Origin of the sequence: Denitrobacterium detoxificans (genome assembly GCF_001643775.1) — a bacterium.
In the GTDB taxonomy this organism is placed as follows: domain Bacteria; phylum Actinomycetota; class Coriobacteriia; order Coriobacteriales; family Eggerthellaceae; genus Denitrobacterium; species Denitrobacterium detoxificans.
In genome coordinates, this window is record NZ_CP011402.1 from 1,185,614 (window position 1) to 1,202,919 (window position 17,306).

19 protein-coding genes are annotated in these 17,306 nt (G+C 63.8%); 15 read left to right on the forward strand and 4 right to left on the reverse strand.

The window, feature by feature from the left end; genetic code table 11:
* Nucleotides 1–15 precede the first annotated feature (15 nt).
* The 13 genes from AAY81_RS05000 to AAY81_RS05055 all read left to right on the forward strand — a co-directional run bounded on the left by AAY81_RS05000 (nucleotide 16) and on the right by AAY81_RS05055 (nucleotide 13,279).
* Nucleotides 16–3,540 carry a phage tail tape measure protein gene (locus AAY81_RS05000; protein ID WP_066660269.1) on the forward strand — a complete coding sequence of 1,175 codons (3,525 nt, stop codon included), beginning with the start codon at nucleotides 16–18 and terminating at the stop codon, nucleotides 3,538–3,540.
* Between the two features lies 1 nt (nucleotide 3,541).
* On the forward strand, nucleotides 3,542–6,724 hold the full coding sequence (locus AAY81_RS05005) for a hypothetical protein (protein WP_066662131.1): 3,183 nt from the start codon (nucleotides 3,542–3,544) through the stop codon (nucleotides 6,722–6,724).
* Nucleotides 6,724–7,725 (forward strand): hypothetical protein, encoded by a 1,002-nt coding sequence (locus AAY81_RS05010; RefSeq protein WP_066660275.1) that lies wholly within the window; start codon nucleotides 6,724–6,726, stop codon nucleotides 7,723–7,725. The genes AAY81_RS05005 and AAY81_RS05010 overlap by 1 nt, the downstream gene beginning before the upstream one ends.
* The gene (locus AAY81_RS05015; protein ID WP_066662134.1) at nucleotides 7,718–9,532 is read left to right on the forward strand and encodes a hypothetical protein; all 1,815 of its coding nucleotides are present in this window, start codon (nucleotides 7,718–7,720) and stop codon (nucleotides 9,530–9,532) included. The genes AAY81_RS05010 and AAY81_RS05015 overlap by 8 nt, the downstream gene beginning before the upstream one ends.
* A gap of 12 nt (nucleotides 9,533–9,544) precedes the next feature.
* Nucleotides 9,545–9,841: a hypothetical protein gene (locus AAY81_RS05020; RefSeq protein WP_066662137.1), complete on the forward strand. Its 297-nt coding sequence runs from the start codon at nucleotides 9,545–9,547 to the stop codon at nucleotides 9,839–9,841.
* Nucleotides 9,842–9,843: 2 nt separating this feature from the next.
* A complete protein-coding gene (locus AAY81_RS10155) occupies nucleotides 9,844–9,990 on the forward strand; it encodes an XkdX family protein (RefSeq protein ID WP_082867877.1) in 147 nt (48 codons plus the stop codon).
* Nucleotides 9,974–10,456: a hypothetical protein gene (locus tag AAY81_RS05025; protein WP_066662140.1), complete on the forward strand. Its 483-nt coding sequence runs from the start codon at nucleotides 9,974–9,976 to the stop codon at nucleotides 10,454–10,456. The genes AAY81_RS10155 and AAY81_RS05025 overlap by 17 nt, the downstream gene beginning before the upstream one ends.
* A gap of 2 nt (nucleotides 10,457–10,458) precedes the next feature.
* Nucleotides 10,459–10,686 carry a phage holin gene (locus AAY81_RS05030; RefSeq protein ID WP_066662143.1) on the forward strand — a complete coding sequence of 76 codons (228 nt, stop codon included), beginning with the start codon at nucleotides 10,459–10,461 and terminating at the stop codon, nucleotides 10,684–10,686.
* A gap of 144 nt (nucleotides 10,687–10,830) precedes the next feature.
* Nucleotides 10,831–11,826 carry a hypothetical protein gene (locus tag AAY81_RS05035; protein ID WP_066662146.1) on the forward strand — a complete coding sequence of 332 codons (996 nt, stop codon included), beginning with the start codon at nucleotides 10,831–10,833 and terminating at the stop codon, nucleotides 11,824–11,826.
* Nucleotides 11,827–11,876: 50 nt separating this feature from the next.
* Nucleotides 11,877–12,197, forward strand: coding sequence for a hypothetical protein (locus AAY81_RS05040; protein ID WP_066662157.1), 321 nt, complete (start codon nucleotides 11,877–11,879; stop codon nucleotides 12,195–12,197).
* A gap of 26 nt (nucleotides 12,198–12,223) precedes the next feature.
* Nucleotides 12,224–12,544: a hypothetical protein gene (locus AAY81_RS05045; RefSeq protein ID WP_066662178.1), complete on the forward strand. Its 321-nt coding sequence runs from the start codon at nucleotides 12,224–12,226 to the stop codon at nucleotides 12,542–12,544.
* A gap of 20 nt (nucleotides 12,545–12,564) precedes the next feature.
* On the forward strand, nucleotides 12,565–12,864 hold the full coding sequence (locus tag AAY81_RS05050; RefSeq protein WP_066662182.1) for a hypothetical protein: 300 nt from the start codon (nucleotides 12,565–12,567) through the stop codon (nucleotides 12,862–12,864).
* Nucleotides 12,865–12,889: 25 nt separating this feature from the next.
* Nucleotides 12,890–13,279 carry a hypothetical protein gene (locus AAY81_RS05055; protein ID WP_066662184.1) on the forward strand — a complete coding sequence of 130 codons (390 nt, stop codon included), beginning with the start codon at nucleotides 12,890–12,892 and terminating at the stop codon, nucleotides 13,277–13,279.
* Nucleotides 13,280–13,339: 60 nt separating this feature from the next.
* Here AAY81_RS05055 and AAY81_RS05060 read toward each other — a convergent pair whose 3' ends face one another.
* The 4 genes from AAY81_RS05060 to AAY81_RS05075 all read right to left on the reverse strand — a co-directional run bounded on the left by AAY81_RS05060 (nucleotide 13,340) and on the right by AAY81_RS05075 (nucleotide 14,811).
* Nucleotides 13,340–13,543 carry a hypothetical protein gene (locus tag AAY81_RS05060; protein WP_066662186.1) on the reverse strand — a complete coding sequence of 68 codons (204 nt, stop codon included), beginning with the start codon at nucleotides 13,541–13,543 and terminating at the stop codon, nucleotides 13,340–13,342.
* 102 nt (nucleotides 13,544–13,645) lie between these two features.
* A complete protein-coding gene (locus AAY81_RS05065) occupies nucleotides 13,646–14,068 on the reverse strand; it encodes a helix-turn-helix domain-containing protein (protein ID WP_066662189.1) in 423 nt (140 codons plus the stop codon).
* A 1-nt stretch (nucleotide 14,069) separates the two neighbouring features.
* On the reverse strand, nucleotides 14,070–14,351 hold the full coding sequence (locus AAY81_RS05070) for a hypothetical protein (protein ID WP_066662191.1): 282 nt from the start codon (nucleotides 14,349–14,351) through the stop codon (nucleotides 14,070–14,072).
* Between the two features lie 52 nt (nucleotides 14,352–14,403).
* Nucleotides 14,404–14,811 carry a hypothetical protein gene (locus tag AAY81_RS05075; protein ID WP_066662193.1) on the reverse strand — a complete coding sequence of 136 codons (408 nt, stop codon included), beginning with the start codon at nucleotides 14,809–14,811 and terminating at the stop codon, nucleotides 14,404–14,406.
* A 270-nt stretch (nucleotides 14,812–15,081) separates the two neighbouring features.
* On the opposite strand from AAY81_RS05075, the gene rbr reads away from it, so the two are divergent.
* Nucleotides 15,082–15,621 carry a rubrerythrin gene (rbr, locus tag AAY81_RS05080; RefSeq protein WP_066662195.1) on the forward strand — a complete coding sequence of 180 codons (540 nt, stop codon included), beginning with the start codon at nucleotides 15,082–15,084 and terminating at the stop codon, nucleotides 15,619–15,621.
* A gap of 353 nt (nucleotides 15,622–15,974) precedes the next feature.
* Nucleotides 15,975–17,303 carry a hydrogenase small subunit gene (locus AAY81_RS05085; RefSeq protein ID WP_066662197.1) on the forward strand — a complete coding sequence of 443 codons (1,329 nt, stop codon included), beginning with the start codon at nucleotides 15,975–15,977 and terminating at the stop codon, nucleotides 17,301–17,303.
* Nucleotides 17,304–17,306 lie beyond the last annotated feature (3 nt).

Below are 17,306 nucleotides of genomic sequence, written 5' to 3' on the forward strand. Positions count from 1 at the left end.
CGAATAGGAGAGGCGATGGCCAGCGAGTACAAGGGCCTGTTCGTAAAGTTCGAGGGCGACACCACGGGGCTCACGGCCGCGCTGTCGGCCATCGACAAGGAGTCCCGCGCGACGCAGCGCAACCTCACGTCCCTGAATCGCGCCCTCAAGTTCAGCCCGAAGAGCACCACGCTGCTCGCGCAGGCCATGCGCACCTATTCGACGCAGATCGACAACGCGCGCACCCGCCTGGCCGTGCTGCGCCAGGCCCAGGACGACCTGGGCAGCAGGGACGTGAACCCCGCGGCCTGGGACCGCCTGGAAATGGAAATCGCCCAGTGCGAGAGCCGCATCGAGCAGTACCGGGCGAAGCTGGTGGAGGTCACGGCCGCCCATTCGGCCCTGGGCCAGTTCGGCGCGAAGTGGACGGAGCTTGGCGAGAAGATTTCTGGCGTAGGCTCCAAGGTGTCCTCATTCGGGGACACCTGGACGCGCACCGTGTCCCTCGGCCTGGTGGCTGCGGGTGCCGCCGCCGTCAAGACGGCCGTGGACATGGACACCGCGCTCACGGGCGTCAAGAAGACGGTCGACGGCACCGAGGAACAGTACGAGCAGCTCAAGCAGGCCGCCATTGAGTTCTCGCAGACGAATCCCGTATCAGCCGCGACCATCATGGACCTTGAGGCCCTGGGCGCGCAGCTCGGATACGGCATAGACGAGCTAGGCGAGTTCTCGCGCGTCGCAAGTTCGCTCCAAATTTCGACCGACATGGACGCAGAGACGGCGGCCACCGAGATGGCCCAGTTCGCGAATATCACCAAAATGGCCCACGAGGAGTCGAGCAACTACGCGAGCGCCATCGTCGAGCTGGGCAACAACATGGCCACGACCGAATCGAAGATCTCCGCCATGGCGCAGCGCACGGCCGCGGCTGGCACGCAGGCGGGAATGACACAGGCCGAAATCCTCGGCTGGTCGGCGGCGATGTCATCTTTGGGCGTCGAAGCCGAGGCTGGCGGCACCGCATTTTCGCAGACCATCTCAGAGATCGACAAGGTGGTGGCGACGGGCGGCGAATCGCTCGACGCCTACGCGAAGATGGCGGGGATGAGCGCGGAGGAATTCCAGCAGGCATGGGGCGAGAACGCCACGGCGGCGTTCGAGAGCATGCTCGAGGGCATCGCCAACGGCGAGAACATGGCCAAGGCGCTCGAGGAGATCGACGTCAACGGCGTGCGCGCCTCCGACGTGCTCAAGCGCATGGCCGGCAACACCGACCTGGTGAAGAGCGCGATCGACCACGCGAACAAGGGCTGGAGCGAGAACACCGCCCTATCCAAGGAGGTCGCGAACAGGAACGAGTCGCTTGCCGCCAAGTTCGAAATCCTGAAGAACAAGGTCGCGGCCGTCGCCGAGAAGTTCGGCGGCCCACTCGCCGATGCGCTGCTAGACGCCGTGGATGCGGCCGAGCCGCTGTTCCAGGCCATCGCCGATGGGGCGCAGGCGTTCAGCGAGATGGACGAGGAGCAGCAGCAGGCAATCATCCGCACCGTGGCCCTCGTGGCCGCATTCGGCCCGCTGCTGTCCGCGCTGGGCCGCGTGACGACAGGCATCGGAAACGCGGTCTCCTCCATAGGCAATGCGGCGACGTGGTTGTCGAAGCTGAACGCGGCAAGCGCCGAGGGCACGAGCGGCATCGCCAAGCTAGCGGGCAAGGTCGGCCTATCGGCTGGCCAGTTCGGACTCGCCGCTGGCGGTGCCACCATTCTGGCTGGCGCAATCGCGGCGTTCGCCGTGCCCATCGCCCAGGCGGCCGCCTCGAGCGACCGATTCGACAAGGCGCTGGGGAACATGAACTCGACCCTGGCGAACGGCATCTCGAGCGCCAATGGCGCAGCCGATGCCATTGGGCAGGTGGGCGATGCCGCCGATACAAGCTCGTCATCCTTCGAGGGGACCATCGGCTTCCTCGACAGCCTCTCCGCTGGCATGGAGCGCCTGACCTCGGCGGCGAACGAGCGCTACACGAGCGCCCAGGGCGAGGTGGCGCTGCTCGACTCGTACGGCAAGACCATCGACGAGCTGGGCGGCAGGAGCGACCTCACCGAGACCGAGGTGGCGGAGCTGAACAACGCCATCGACCACGTGAACCAGACATGCGGCACGAGCTACGAGCTCGACGAGCACTACAACGTCGTGGAGCACGTCGGCGACGCGTACGAGGACGCCGCGGGCAAGGTCGACCTCTACATCCAGAAGCAGCAGGCGCTCATCAGGGCGCAGGCGTACGAGGGAACGCTATCCGACCTGTACAACCAGCAGATTGCCCAGCAGGATGCCGTCAAGCAGAAGACTGACGAGCTGACCGCTGCTCGTGCGAAGCTCACCGAGGTCACGAACACCACCTACGACTCCGACGAAGCCTGGGCCGCCGCCGTCAGGACCCAGCAGGACGTGGTCGACGGCGCGCAGCGGAATCTGGACAGCGCCAACGCCGCGCTCGACGAGACGAACAGGCAGATCGAGCGCACCACGGGCCTGATTGCCGATAACCAGGCGGCAGCCCAGGAGGGCGCGAGCGCGTGGGCCGTCTTCAAGGCGAACCTTCCAGACCTGGAAAGCGTCATGAACGAGGAGCAGTTCAACAAGCTCTCCGAGGCCATGTCCACGTTCGGGGTCTCCATGGACTCCCTGGGCGACCTCGACGCGAATCAGCTCAAGACGGTGTTCGACACGCTGTCCGAGGGGCCTGACGCGACCATCGGGGCACTGCGCGAGATGGGCGTGGAGGTCGACCTGTCGAAGCAGCAGATCGAGGGCCTGAACGCCGTGCAGATCGGCGACAAGACCTACTGGGTCTCGGACAATGGCTCCGTCTACGACCAGCAGGGCCAGCTCGCAGAGCTGGGCGCCGTGGAAATCGAGGGCAAGCACTACTACGTCACCTCCGACGGCACCATCTACGACGAGCGCGGCCAAATCGCAGGACTCAACAACAACGTGAGAGTCAACGACAAGATCTACCGCGTGAGCAACAACGGCACCGTGTCCGCGGAATCGTCTTCGGTGAGCAACCTGTCGGGCAAGATCGACTCCATCCCCGACGGCAGCTACCGCATCACCGGCTCTGCCGACACCAGCCCCATCACGAACGTCCGCAACGCCCTGCAGGGCCTGACCGGCAAGGTCTGGAACTACACGGTCAAGGCCATCACGGGCAATGCCGCTGGCGGCATGATGCGCGGCGTGGCCTACCATGCCGCGGGCGGCTACATCGCGCACCGACCGACCGTGGTTGGGCGCACTGGCCCCATCACGCACATCGCGGGAGAGGCTGGCGACGAATGGGTCGAGCCGCACGCTGGCGGCATCGTGCCGCTGTCGAACACGCGCTACGTGCGCCCATTTGCCAGGGCAGTGGCGAGCGAGATGCAGATGCCGTCCGGCGGCGACACCAACGTGACCATGAACGTGACCGTCAGCGGCAACGTCGACCCAGAGACCTACGTGCGCAGCGCCATGCGCGCGGCTAACCGAATCAAGCGAAGCGAGGGAAGGTAGCATGGGCTACTACGAGCACGTCCTGACCCGCATCCTCGGGCCGAACTTCAAGTGCAGCTGGAAGGCGTCCTATTCCGGCAATCCCAAGACCGTTTGGCAGTACCACACGAACGGCCACAACATCCGAGACGGGCGCGACACGGTCATCATCTGGAGTCCGAAGAAGGCCCAGAAGGCGCCAGCGTCGACGTCTGGCAGCGTAGGCTCGGACGCCCTGCCAAACACGGTCATCGACGGGAGCAAGTTCTGGCCGCACACCAATTGGGTCTGCCCGTCGGTCAACATGCAGCTCGGCCTGGACGCCGTGGGACACTCGGTGGCCTGGTGGCGAGCGGAGACGCCTGCGGCTCCCGTCATCGCGCTCACCCAGAGCGATTCGAACAGAACGCAGACGTGGGAGATTGACTCGGACCCCAAGACCGTGCGCCAGAAGAACAACAACTACTGGACCCATTGCCGGTACTGGGCGCAGGTCGCCCAGCACGGCGAGCGCTGGGCGGACGTTCCCGACTGGGCCACGACGGGCTGGACGCAGCAGTTCGAGCCCAGCGACTCGGAATCCAGCAGGACCTGGGCGCACACCGCCGCGGACCCCGCGCCCGAGACGCCGTACGCCGTGCGCGTCGTGGCGCGCAACGAGGGGCCTGCTGGCGAGAGCGCCATCGCATACGGAGCCGAGCACGTCTTCGCGCGGCCGAACCAGCCGACGCTCGCCGCCACCGTGAGGGACGGCAGCAAGGTCACCCTCGCGGTGACCCCGAACTCGGACTGGTGGCACCCCGTCGACCACGTGACCGTGGAGCGGCAGGTCGCGCCCGTGCTCAATCCCGCGGGCAGCTGGTCGGAGGTCTACGACGAGGACGTCTCCACCGATAGCCTGCGCGCCTGCATCGACGCCGATGCGGACAGGCTCCAGGGCCTGTCCGAGGACGAGGCTGCATGGTATCGCGTGCGCGTCTGGCACGACTTCGAGGCGAACAGCGCCCAGGCGTACGCGGTGCGCGCCGTGCTCGTGGGCAAGCCGTCGGCCCCGTCGGTGACGGCGGAGTACCAGGACGCCACGAACACCATCGCCGCAGAAGTAGAGGTCAACAGCGAGATGTCAGTCGAGACGTGGCTGCGCGTCATGGCTGGCACCGACGTGGTGGTCGATTGGATGAAATGGTCGCCCACGTCGGAGACGGCGGAGACCATCTGCGCGCCCGACGGCACGCCAATTGAGTTCAATCCGACGCTCACCTACCGCGTCCACGTGCAGAACCGCACGGTGGGCAAGACGCTCGCCAGCGGCGAGGTCGTGGACTACGGCGACGAGCTGCGAAGCGACGAGGCCACGAGCGGCCGCGTTTCCAGCGAGTCCCAGGCGCAGGTCATCGGCGCGAGCCTCAGCGCCGTGACCATCGACTCCGTGACCCTCAACGCAGACGGCACGGGCGTCACCATCGCCTACCACTGGGGCACCGATGACCTGGGCAACGTCGAGGTGACCGACATCGGCACCTCAATCGAATGGACCGACGCATCGGGCGGCTGGATCTCCACCACGGAGCCATCACAGCACAAGGCGGCGGACGGCTCCGGCAAGTCGGGCATAGTCTCCGTCGACGGCCTGACCGAGGGAACCCTGTACCACATTCGCCTGCGCAGGTACGTGACCGTAGACTCGCAGGATGGCTACGGGCCAGAGGCGGAGGTGACCGTCGTGCCGCAGTCCACGCCCAGCCAACCCGTGCTCACCGCGCCTGGCTCGGTCAAGGCTGGCGCTGGCATCGCCTACGCCTGGACGTTCGTCGACTCTGGCGATTCGGCCCAGACGGCCGCCGAGCTCATGGTGGGCGATGACGTCTATCCGATTTCCGGCGCGCAGGGCGCATACGTCCTGCAGACCACCGAGGCGCAGGCTGGCGCCACCGTCTCCGCGCGGGTGCGCGTGAGCACCGGCGGAGGCTGGTCCGAATGGTCGGATGCGCGCGTCACGTCAATCGCCGCCCCGCCCACGTGCACGGCGGCCCTGGCTGGCGCAATCGTGACCACGGCAAGCACCACGCAGGAATTCGAGGGGGACGGAGAGGCCGCGTCCTTCGAGCTCGCCTGCCCGGTCATCTCCGTGACCTCCGTAACGGTCGATGGCGCGGCTGCCACCTGGACTCTGTCCGACCAGGTCGTCACGCTCGCCTCGGCCCCCGCCGATGGGGCCGTCGTGGCAATCGAATACGAGCACGCGCCCAGCGCCCATGGCGGCGCCATCCTCTCCGCAATGCCCCTGTCACTCGACCTGGGCGGCACGGGCGACCTCTGGCGCGTGAGCGTCACCTGCGCGCATCAGGCGCGCCAGGTCGAGCCAGGAGGCTCCACGACGCACGCCCAGGGGGATGCCATCGCCCACATCGAGATGGGCGGCTCTGGCGTCGTTCCCTGCCAGCCCATCATGGGCGGCGGCTACGACGTGGAGGTCGTCTGCGTCGACACCTCCACGGGACTCGAGAGCGAGCCCGTTACGCTTGGATTCGCGGCCATGTGGGCCAGCCCCGCGGTTGCCCCGACCGCCACCGTCGAGATAGTCGACGGGCAGGCGGTCATCACGCCCGCGAGCGCGTCGCACGCGGAGGGCGAGACGTGCAGGATCTGGCGCTCCACGGCAGACGGCGCGGCGCTGTGCCGCGAGGATGCCGAATGGGGCCTTCCCTACGTTGACCGGGTGCCGCCCTATGGCGATGCCTGCGCTTACGTCGTCGAGGCCGTCACGGCAGACGGTGATCATGCGTGGTCCGATGTGGCCTACGAGCTTCCAGGCGCGCAGGTCACCATCGACTGGGCCACGGGCTCCGTCGAGCTGCCATACAACGTGGAGCTGCGCAGCAATTGGGAGAAGGGCTTCGAGCGACGCGAGCACATGGACGGCTCGCGCACGGGATTCTGGCTGCGCGGGTTCGACCGCGATTACACTGTCTCGGTCGACGTGGTGCGCAGCGATGCGGCGACGCTCGCCGCGCTCTCCGAGCTGGCGCGCCACGACGGAATCTGCTTCGTTCGCGCACGGGGCTGCGTGGCGTTCCCCGCGCAGGTGGACGTATCCATGTCCACCTCTTTTGACAAGATGGCGGTGCCGGTCGACCTCTCCATCTCGGAGGTGGACGACGACGGCACCTGGACGCTTACCGCCGAAAGCGAGGAGGTGGTCTGATGGACTGGGCCGCAGGCTATGCCTCCGCATTCCGCCTGATGTCCGTCGACCACGTCACGTGGGCCGATGCTGGGCAGGTGGCGGGGCTGTCGGGCCTATCCGCCGCCGCATCCGTCGACGGCGATGCCCCCGCCATCGACTCCGCCGATGCCACGCTCGACCGCTCGCTCGGCGGCGATGGCTACGTGCGCGCCTGGATGGATGCGGAGCAGGACGGCGAGGTCGTGCGCGTGGGCATCGGCACGTACCTGGCGCAGGCCAACATGGCCGACGGCGAGCCGACCGAGACGGCCCGCGTGGAGCTGTACTCGGTATTGCAGCCGGCGGCCGAGCGGCTGCTTGCGGCTGGCTGGTACGCGCCAGCTGGCTCGCATGGCCCCACGGTCGCGGGCGAGCTGCTGGCCGCCGCGCTCGACGCCCCCGTGAGCGTGTCGAGCGGTGAGGGCGGCGAGCTGGCCGAGAACATGGTGAGCGCCGGCGAGAGCTACCTGTCCATGGCCTGGGCGCTCTGCGGGGATGCTTGGGAGATCGTGACGGATGGGCTGGGCAACGCGACCGTGAGGCCGCGCCCAACGTCCGCGACGCCCATCCCAGAGCGCTCCATCATCGGCGGTGGCATCTCGACCAGCTGGGACCTCGCGGGCGTGCCGAACGTGGTCATCGCGACCGACGGCACGACGACCGCCGAGGCCGTCAACGACGACCCGGCGAGCCCCACGTCCACGGTCTCGCGCGGCCGTCGCATCGAGGCAAGCGCCTCGGGCACGCGCCTGGCCGACGAGACGCTGCAGGCGTTCGCCGAGCGCAGCTTGAAGGAGATGTCGACGGCCGCCGAGACGGCCGAATACGAGCGGGAATGGGTCGATGGCGTGCGCGTGGGCAGCCGCGTGACGCTGCCGGGCCACGAGGGCTCATGGCGCGTCGTGGCGCAGCAGGTGAGCACGGGATGCGGCGCGACGGTCCAGGAGACGGCGACGAGGGAGATGACCACATATGCTTAGCGTGACGGAGCTTCGCGGCATGCTCGGCTCTGGCGGCCAGGCCGCCACGGGCGCCGGCACGTTCTCAGCCGTCGTCACCCGCGTGGACGCAGATGGCACCACGTGGTGCCAGGTCGACGGGTCGACGACGCCCACGCCGTGCGCGACGGACATGGCGTGCTCCGTGGGCGACGTGGTGACCGTGCGCATCGCGGACCACCGCGCTACGGTTACCGGCAACGCAACCAGCCCCGCGACTGATGACTCTACGGCCCTCGTTGCGCAGTCCACCGCCGACGTGGCCCAGGGCACGGCCAAGGCCGCGGGAAGCGATGCGAGCGCCGCGCGCCGTGCCGCGAGCGCTGCGGCAAGGCAGGCTAGCGCCGCGAACGCGGCAGCCTCCGAGGCCAGCGCCCTGGCAAGCGCCACGAACCAGCACTTTTGGCAGGATTCGGACGGCGCGAGCGTCACGGAGCAGACGCAGGACGAGTACGCGCAGCAGCCCACGGGCTGGCGCAAGCTGCTCAAGTCCACTGGCGAGATGCTGACGCATGCGGTAGACGGCGTGGAGCGCATCTTCCGAAGCGACACGGCAAGCGGCACGTTGTTTTTCGACGGCGAGTGCGCGCCCGATTCGGATGACCTCGACAACCACATCGTCGCCAGCTTTACCGCAGGCGGCGCTCAAATAGGCGCGCCAGGAGGAAGCGTTGTCAACATAAGCCGACAAGCTATGACGTTGGTAAACGAGCTGGGCGATCGGTCCATGTTTGTCGGGAATACGAACAGCGACTCATGGGTGACGGGGACGAATACGTACGCGCCTAACGATTCGGCGGGCACGGTCGCCCGGCTGGATCCCGACACTGGCACGGCGAGCACCTACGTCTTGTTCGATTTGGATTATCCAGACGGTGCGATTCTCCACTTTGACGAGAACGATCGCGTAAGCCCTCTTACCGTCGAGGTGGATGGCGTCGAGCTGTCATCGGGTAGGTATTTCACCGGATTCAGCATGAGCGACATATTCAGCGGCGCATATCAGGTAGCCATCGAGGATAGTGCCATCGAGGCGTCAAGTCAGATAGTACTCACGTTCGAATATGCGACAAACGTTTCGAACTTCCTCATCTTCGGACTTGATAGCACGGCGTCTGGCGACTTCTCAGTGGCGACGGGATACCATACGGTGGCGACTGGAATGTATTCCAGCGCCGAGGGATATTACTCGGAGGCAACTGCCGATGGAGCCCATGCCGAGGGTGGCTTCACCGAAAGAAGCGGGACCTTCGACATGGGCAGCGATGGCGGGAAGGCAAGCGGGAAGGGCTCTCACGCAGAAGGGGGAGGGACGCGCGCCAGCGGAAAATTCTCGCATGCCGAGGGTATCGCTTGCGACGCTACCGCAGATTGCGCCCATGCCGAGGGCGGGGTCACGAAGGCAAGCGGCGCGGGCAGCCATTCCGAGGGCATGTCCACGGAAGCGACGGGGGCATACGCGCATGCCGAGGGGAATAGCACAGACGCAACTGCCAATGGCGCCCATGCCGAGGGCTGGAACACGAAAGCGGCATCTAGCTACCAGCACGTGCAGGGGAAATACAACATAGAAGACACCAATGGTGTTTACGCCGACATTATCGGCAATGGGACGAGCGGCAGCGCCCGTTCCAACTGCCACGCCACCAAATGGGATGGAACGCAGGAAGTCTGCGGCGAGACCGACCTCCCCATCTTCAAGTACTCGTCGCTGCCGGCGGAATCGTCGCTGCCATTAAAGCCCTGCATCGTCGTGCTCACGTCGGGCGCAGTGTACCTAGCATCGTAAGAAAGGAACCAAATGCAAACGAGAACGTACGCCAGCGAGCCGCCGAAGGCGCAGCGCGCTGGCATGACGGTCTACCTGCTCGACGACATCCAGCAGACGGATGACGGATGGACGGCCAACGTCTACGAGCTGGGCATGCAGACCGTGCTCACCATGGATGAGGTTCTGGCTGACTTCGACGCGCTGCTCGCGAAGGCGAAGCGCGCGGAGATGACGGTCGAGGAGCGCATGGCCGCCGACCTGGCTGCCATCCAGTCGCAGGTGGAGTACACGGCAATCATGACCGACACGGCGCTGGGGGGTGACTAGCCATGGACGTTGTGGCAACGGCGCGCAAGTGGTACCAGGCGGGGCGGTGGTCGAAGGCCGACCTCGAGCGCCTGGTGAAGGCTGGCAAGCTCACCCAGGAGCAGTACGAATCCATCGTCGCGGAGGTGGATGGTGAGCCGGGGAACTAAGACCGCGGTCGCCGCGCTCGCCGTGTTCGGCGCGACCATGACGCTGCTCGTGTCCATCGGGGGCAACCCGATGGAGGGCGAGTACCTGCAGAAGATAGCCATAGCCATCGCCCCTACGGCGGTGACGCTCTGCGGTGGCTGGATCGCTTCCATCACCAAGAGGATGGAGGAAGAGGAGCGCAGGCGCGAGGAACGGGCAGAGGAAGAGGAGCGTAGGCGCGAGGAACGGGCGGAGAAGGAGGCGGAGAAGCGCGAGGCGGAGCGCATGGCGCTGCGCGCGCTCCTGAGAAACGAACTCGTGCGGATGCACCGCGAGTGGGTGGAGCAGAAGGGCTACATCACGCTAGAGGCGCTTGAATACGCCCGACAGACATACGAGGCCTACCACGCCATCGGCGGAAATGGCACGGGCACCAAGCTCTTCGAGGACATGGAAGCACTGCAAATCAAAGAGGAAAGGAACTAGCCATGGAAATCAACAAGGAGACCGCAAAGGCCGTTATCTCGGCGCTGGTGCTCGTCCTGGTGGACGTGCTCGCGGCAGTCGGAATCGCGGCAGACCCGAGCACGGTGGCGTCCGCCGTGTACCTGGTGCTGCTCATCGCGGCAACGCTCTACGGCTGCTGGAAGAACCACAACTTCACGCAGGCCGCGCAGGAAGCACAGAAGAAGCTCGACGAGCTCAAGGACAAATAGCGAGGCGGTTGCCATGGACGAAGAGGAAAAGACCGAAGACCAGAGGGGCGAGCAGCCCACCGAGGAAGAGCTGACACAGTTCGAGGCCCAGGAGCCCCATGAGAACTGGTCGGACTACGAATCGACCCACTGAAAGGAGGCGCGATGGCCACACGCTGGGACATGATAGCCGCGGGCCGCGAGGCCGTTGCCCGTGGCGTGAAATACATCTACGGGGCCAAGCCCAGGAACGGCGAGTTCGTCACGTATAGCGCCGCCCAGATTGACGCTCTCCGCGACCAATACGGCAGCGATTGCGTCTGGTGGTCTGACGATTCGAAGGCGGGCCAGCTCTGCTGCGACTGCAGCGGCCTCATCACCAAGGGCTGCGGCGTGCTGCGCGGCAGCTCGGGGTTCCGCGTTAGCGCAACGGAGGACCTTCCCGTGTCCAAGGTTTGGGACAACTGGGAATACTACATCGGCTGGGCATTCTGGATGCCGGGCCATATCGGCATCGTGAGCGAGGTCGAGGGCTACTACTACGCCCTGGACGGCTCCGCCCGAAACTCCGTGCACTATGCCATGCCGCGCCAGGGATGGACGCGGCTGCTCAAATTGTTCGACGTCGATTACGACGATGAATCCCACGAGGAAGAGGAGGACGAAGTGACCCCAGAGGAAATCACGCAGGCGGTGTTCGCCGGCATAAACATGCAGGACTTCGTGGCGCGCTGCATGAACGCGGCACCCATCGCAGCCGTGAGCAACGACGGCGGCGATGTGTACCGAATGTACGAGCCCAAGAGCGGTGACCACCTGTTCTGCCAGGCAGAGGAGCGAGACGCCCTCATCTCGTCCGGTTGGAAGGCGGAGGGCGTGGCATGGGTCGCGCCAGCTGGCGGCACGGTGCCCGTCTACCGCATGTACAACGGCCGCACGGGCGACCACCTGCTCACCGCCTCCCTGGATGAGGCGAACACGCTCTACAAGGCAGGTTGGACGTACGAGGGCGTGCCGTTCTTCACCGCGCCCGAAGGTGCGGATGTGCACCGCCTGTACAACCCCAACGGCGGGGACCACATGTTCACCGCCAATGATGGCGAGAAGGATTCCCTTATCTCCGCAGGCTGGCAGTACGAGGGCGTGGCCTTCCACGCGTAAGGAGGCAAGAATGACCTACCTCGTAATTCGATTCGGGGGGGGGTCGCTGAATGGCCCTCACTCTCCTGAACCCAGGCAGCGTCCTGGAGTCGCACGACTTCGGCAACGGCTGGACCGCGTACAAGCAGGGGAAGATGGTGACCATCGTCGGCTCCTCGACCGTGGCCTCGTCGGCCCCGAATCCCGTAATCGGCACGCTCCCCAGCGGATGGGCTCCGCCTGCGCTCGTAATCGCGCCCATCTACATCAACAAGGCATACTCGACCGACTGGGCGCCGTACATGCGCGTCACCACGGCGGGTGCCGTGCAGATTTTCTCGCAGGGTTACTCTGCGGCCGCGTACGGCAGCATCTCGTATGCGATAGCGTAATTTCCTCGCGGGGGGGGGGGTGCTGAATGAGCTACACCCTGCTCAGCCAGCCCTCCGCCGTGGCATCGCAAGAGCTCGCGCCGGGCGTGTACTTCTCTCGCTACGGGAAACTGTGCATCGTGTCGCTCTGGTACCAGGCCACGCTGGCGAAGTGGAGCAACACCCAAATAGCCACCTTGCCATCGGATGCCATTCCCGCCATGACGTGCACGGGCTGCATCGAATCCATCCCAGCTCACGACTTGTGGATACAGGCGACGACCGAGGGGACCGTGCTCATTGGGTCGAATTCCACCGCCATCACCGACCAATACGTTTGGGGGCAGTTCGTCTACGTTGCGAGCTAGGCGCGGGGGGGGGGTGCTGAATGAGCTACACCCTGCTCAACGAGCCTCCTGCGCTACCGAGCGTAAGCGGCTGGTACTACGCAATGGCCGTCGGCGGATGGGCCTTAATCGTCATGCTGCCCTCGTCCCGCACGCCGTCGAGCGTGACGGTCGGAAGCTCGCCGCGCGTGTACAGCAGCGCGGGGGGGTGGCAAGCCCTGTCCTACGCCAGCTGGTCTATGGTGGGTGGAAACGTGCTCGTGCAATTCTCCTACCCCTCGCCGAACAACCTGCAGGAGGGCTGCTGCTACCTCGTGGACGTGGAGATCGCGTTGGCATAGGCCACGATGCGAACGGGGTGGTGGCATGAGCTACACCCTCCTCAATCCATGTCCGGCAATCCTGGGTTCGTTGCTCACGGCAACTTCGAGCGGTCAGTCGACCGCCGCTGGCATTGACACGGAGACGCTCGGAGCTCACCTGACACTCGCCGCGGGCACGTGGCTGCTGTGGGGCAGCGCGACGCTTGGGAGCGTGGGCGCGTCCGACTCGAACAACCAGATCTCGTTCGGCACGGCGTCTGGCGGCTGGTCTGGGTCGCATCAGCGCATCTGGCATGCCAAGTCGTGGTGGACTCAGCTGACGTCGAGCTACATCGTGGCCCTCGACGCGTCGACCGAGGTGTACGTGCGATACTCGAGCTCCGTCGCGCGCTCGGGCTGCAGCTCGCAGCTCCGCGCGATTCGTCTCGCCTAGGTGAAAAACAAAGAGGAGCCTCCCCGTCATTGGGGGGAGGCTCCTCTTGCGTTTGGTGGGCTATTCGTCCACGATGTCGAAGAAGCGCATTACGATGTCGAGGCCGAAGTCGCCGATGCTGCTAAAATTCGTGGGCTGGTTGCAGAGCTTGACGTATTTGATTCCGTGCCGCTCACGGTGGGTGCTGCGCAGATAGAACTTGCGGCCCCGGTTGATCATATGGCCTTCCAGGTTTACGGTCTCACGCGCAATTGCTACCTTCATTCGAATCAACTCCCCTTAGGTCTTGCGGAGGCCCCTTGCCTCCGTCGATGTACCCATTATATCACGTCACCAATGGTGACACAAGGGGCAAATCGAAATCAATTAGTCCCCGGGCTGGAAATCCGCGCCCATGGCCGCAAGTCCCTGGAAGCCGAAGCTCACATCGATGCCCTGCCATTCGAGTACGGCGGCTATCATGCGCGAGTTGGCGTTCGCCATCTGCCAGCCCGAGCCATCCCCGCCATGCCCCTGCGCGTAGTGGGCTGCGTCGCGCCAGTAGGTCAGGCTGATTTCGTCAGCTCCGCTGTCGAGCGCCTTAGATACTGCCGCGTCGACCACCTGCGCCTGCATCTCGCATGCCTCGTCGATGACGTCCCAGGCGTCCTCGGGCGGCTGCCAGGGATACGTGGGATTCTCCCAGCGCTTCACGGATCGCAGCGCCACGCCCAGCTTGTCGGCCAGCATCTGCTGGCTCATGCCCACCATCTCGCGCCGTGCGCGGAATTCCGCCTTGTTTCCTTCCATGCTATTCCTCCATCCTTACGAAGAACAAACCGCAACCGCCCTGAAATGCGGTCATGCCATCGGGGCAAGCCCTTTCGGCCTGTGCCGAATTGGCATAGCTTGCGCCAGAGCAGGCAGAGCAGTGCCAGCAAAAGCCATCCTGCTCTTTCTGCTGCTGGCAATACGCGACCATATCGTAGTAGGTTGCAATATCCTTGCGCTCGATGCGCTTGGACATTTTTTCATTGAGAATGCCAAGCAAGCGCCAGCGCTCCTGCCTGTTTTCGATTTCCCTTGCGTTCATGATTCCTCCTGACGTGGGGAGGGGCCGAAGCCCCTCCTCGTCTCTACAGTGCCTAGTCAATCCTGAACTCTTCGTCGAAGCGTTCCTTATGACGCCTGCAGTATTCCTCGTAGAAGTCCTGCGGCTCGCAAGGGGCAAGCTCGAAGTGCAGGTCCTCGGCCAAGTCGCGGTCCATGTAGTGGGCGATGGTGTCCATGTCGAGCACCTGCCCCTGGTACGTCCATACGCGGTGGAGGATGTGCGAGATGTCAACGGGCTCGACCTTAAGCTCGACGTCGTCACCGTATTCGTCGATGCCCCACTCTTCGAGAGTGCAAGGCGTGTCGCATGCGCGCACGCGCGCCACTTCGTCGCGCGACGTGTTGTTGAGGTAATCGACGACCTCTTCCAGCGTATCGAAATCAACGCTGTCAAACCAGTTGCCGTGGTCGCGGTGGAGGTAGTACTTCGTGGTAGTCATTCGAATCAACTCCCTTGGGTCTTGCGGAGGCCCCTTGCCTCCGTCGATGGCTTAATTATATCACGTCACCAACGGTGACACAAGAGGGAAACGGAAAAGTTGTCATGCACCATTCGTGCACCGTTTTGCAAAATCCCGAACAGGATTTACCCAGATGGCGATTGCGTATATGACGCGACGAAGCGTATATTGCCGCATGTGACGAAATTTCTTATAATTCTGCATATTACTATAAGGGCAGGTGGGTGCACGTAAGAGAAGGGAATGCACATGGAATTGAAGGGGTCTCAGACCGAAAAGAACCTCATGACCGCCTTTGCCGGCGAATCGCAGGCTCACACCAAGTATCAGTATTACGCCAGCCAGGCGAAGAAGGACGGCTACGTCCAGATTCAGAACATCTTCCTCGAGACGTCCAAGAACGAGAAAGAGCACGCCAAGCTCTGGTTCAAGGCGCTTCACGATGGCGGCGTGCCCGATACGCTCACCAACCTGGCCGACGCTGCCGATGGCGAAAACTACGAGTGGACCGACATGTACGCCGAATTCGCCGAGACGGCCCGTGCCGAGGGCTTCGATTCCCTGGCCGAGCTTTTCGACGGCGTGGGCGCCATTGAAAAGGAGCATGAAGAGCGCTATCGCAAGCTCATTGAGCGCATCAATGCGGGCGAGGTCTTCGAGCGCGATGGCCTCTATGCGTGGAAGTGCAACAACTGCGGACATATCCACATTGGCAAGAATCCGCCCGATGTTTGCCCCGTCTGCAATCATCCGAAGGCGTACTTCGAGCTTCGTTCCATGAATTACTAGAATCTCTCTTTAGCGATTCGGGGCCAGTCCAGTAGGGCTGGCCCTTTTGCCGTCTATCTGTTTTCTTCTTCGTATATTCTTCGCGCGTCGTAGAATACCCCTCGTGCGCTTATTCGAATGTGCGTGCGGTGTTCTGCGCCCGCATGCTTCGGTAGCTTCGAATATTCTGCTGTTTCAGATGCAATCCCTCCATACCCGTAGCAATTGTTACGGCGAATTCATTTGTTAACATATTTGTGCCTTTTATTCCTTAATAAGCGCATTTGGCATATCAATATGAGAGATATCCCTTAATTGGTGACAAAATATGCACGGTTTGTGCAGACGAATAGTTATTGCAAGGAGGTGTGCACATGGAGAAAGAGGCCACATACTCGGAGTTGGAGAAGATGCTAGAGGCGCGTGGGGTTACGCGTCGTAGCTTTATGAAACTCTGCGGTGCAGTGGCGGCCGCCGCGGGCGTATCTTCGCTTACGGTAGCGCAAGTCGCTTCGGCTCTCGAACAGTCCGTGATTGGCGCAAAGGAAGGTAACCTCTATCCGGTTATCTGGATCGAAGGTGCGTCCTGCACGGGTTGTACCGAGGCTTTCGCTCAGATTGACGAGCCCGATCCCGCTACGGTAGTGCTCGAGCTCATTTCGCTGAACTACAGCGAAACGCTTTCGGCTGCTGCTGGTTACTCCATGGAAGAAGCCAAGGAGCAGACCATCGAGGCCGGCAACTACATTCTCGTTTACGAGGGTGCCGTGCTCGAAGGCTGGGACGGCCAGGCCCTGCGCGTGGCTGATAAGCCTGGTACCGAGCATTTGGTCGAGGCAGCCAAGAACGCCAATGCCGTTGTCGCCCTGGGTTCCTGCGCCACGAATGGTGGCTGGATGGCGGCTCATTCCGCGGTGAGCGCCGAGGTTGGCGCCACGGGCGTCCAGAAGTACCTGAAGGAAGTCGGCATCGACACGCCCGTCATCAACGTGCCTGGTTGTCCGCCGAATCCCGAATGGCTCGTTGCCATCCTGGTCGACGTTGTCCTTCTGAAGGTTCTTCCGGAACTGAATGCGGAAAACAAGCCTGCGGTCATCTTTAACCAGACCATTCACGACAATTGCCAGCGTCGTGGCCACTTCGAGAACGGTGAATTCGTTTACCAGTTCGGCAGCGAAGAGGAGAAGAAGGGCTACTGCCTGTACGCCGTGGGTTGCCGCGGTCCTCAGACGAAGTCCAATTGCGGTGTTGTTCGCTACAACCATCGTCGTAGCTGGTGCGTGGAAGCTGGCGCTCCCTGCATCGGTTGCTGCGAGGCGAACCCGAACGATCCCGGCGATAACTGGGTCGAGGTTAACACGCCGTTCTTCAAGCGTCATCGCGACCTGCGCATTGGCGACTGGATGGTGCAGCCCGAAACCATCGCGGTTGGCCTTACCGCCATCGTGGCCGCCGGTATTGCCGTTCACGGCTTCGGCATCAAGGCTTCTGGCCGCATGAAGGGCAAGGTCAAGTTTGAGGCCAAGCGCGCCGTCGACGCTAAGCGTCCCGGTACGTCGGGCGCCGACTACGACCAGGAGAAGACCATCCTCAACGCCGATGGCACCACTACTACGCTTTCCGCCGAGGAATTCCAGCAGAAGATGGAAGCCGATTACCAGGCGAAAGTTGAAGAGCTCAAGAATAGGAAAGGGGGCAACTAAAAC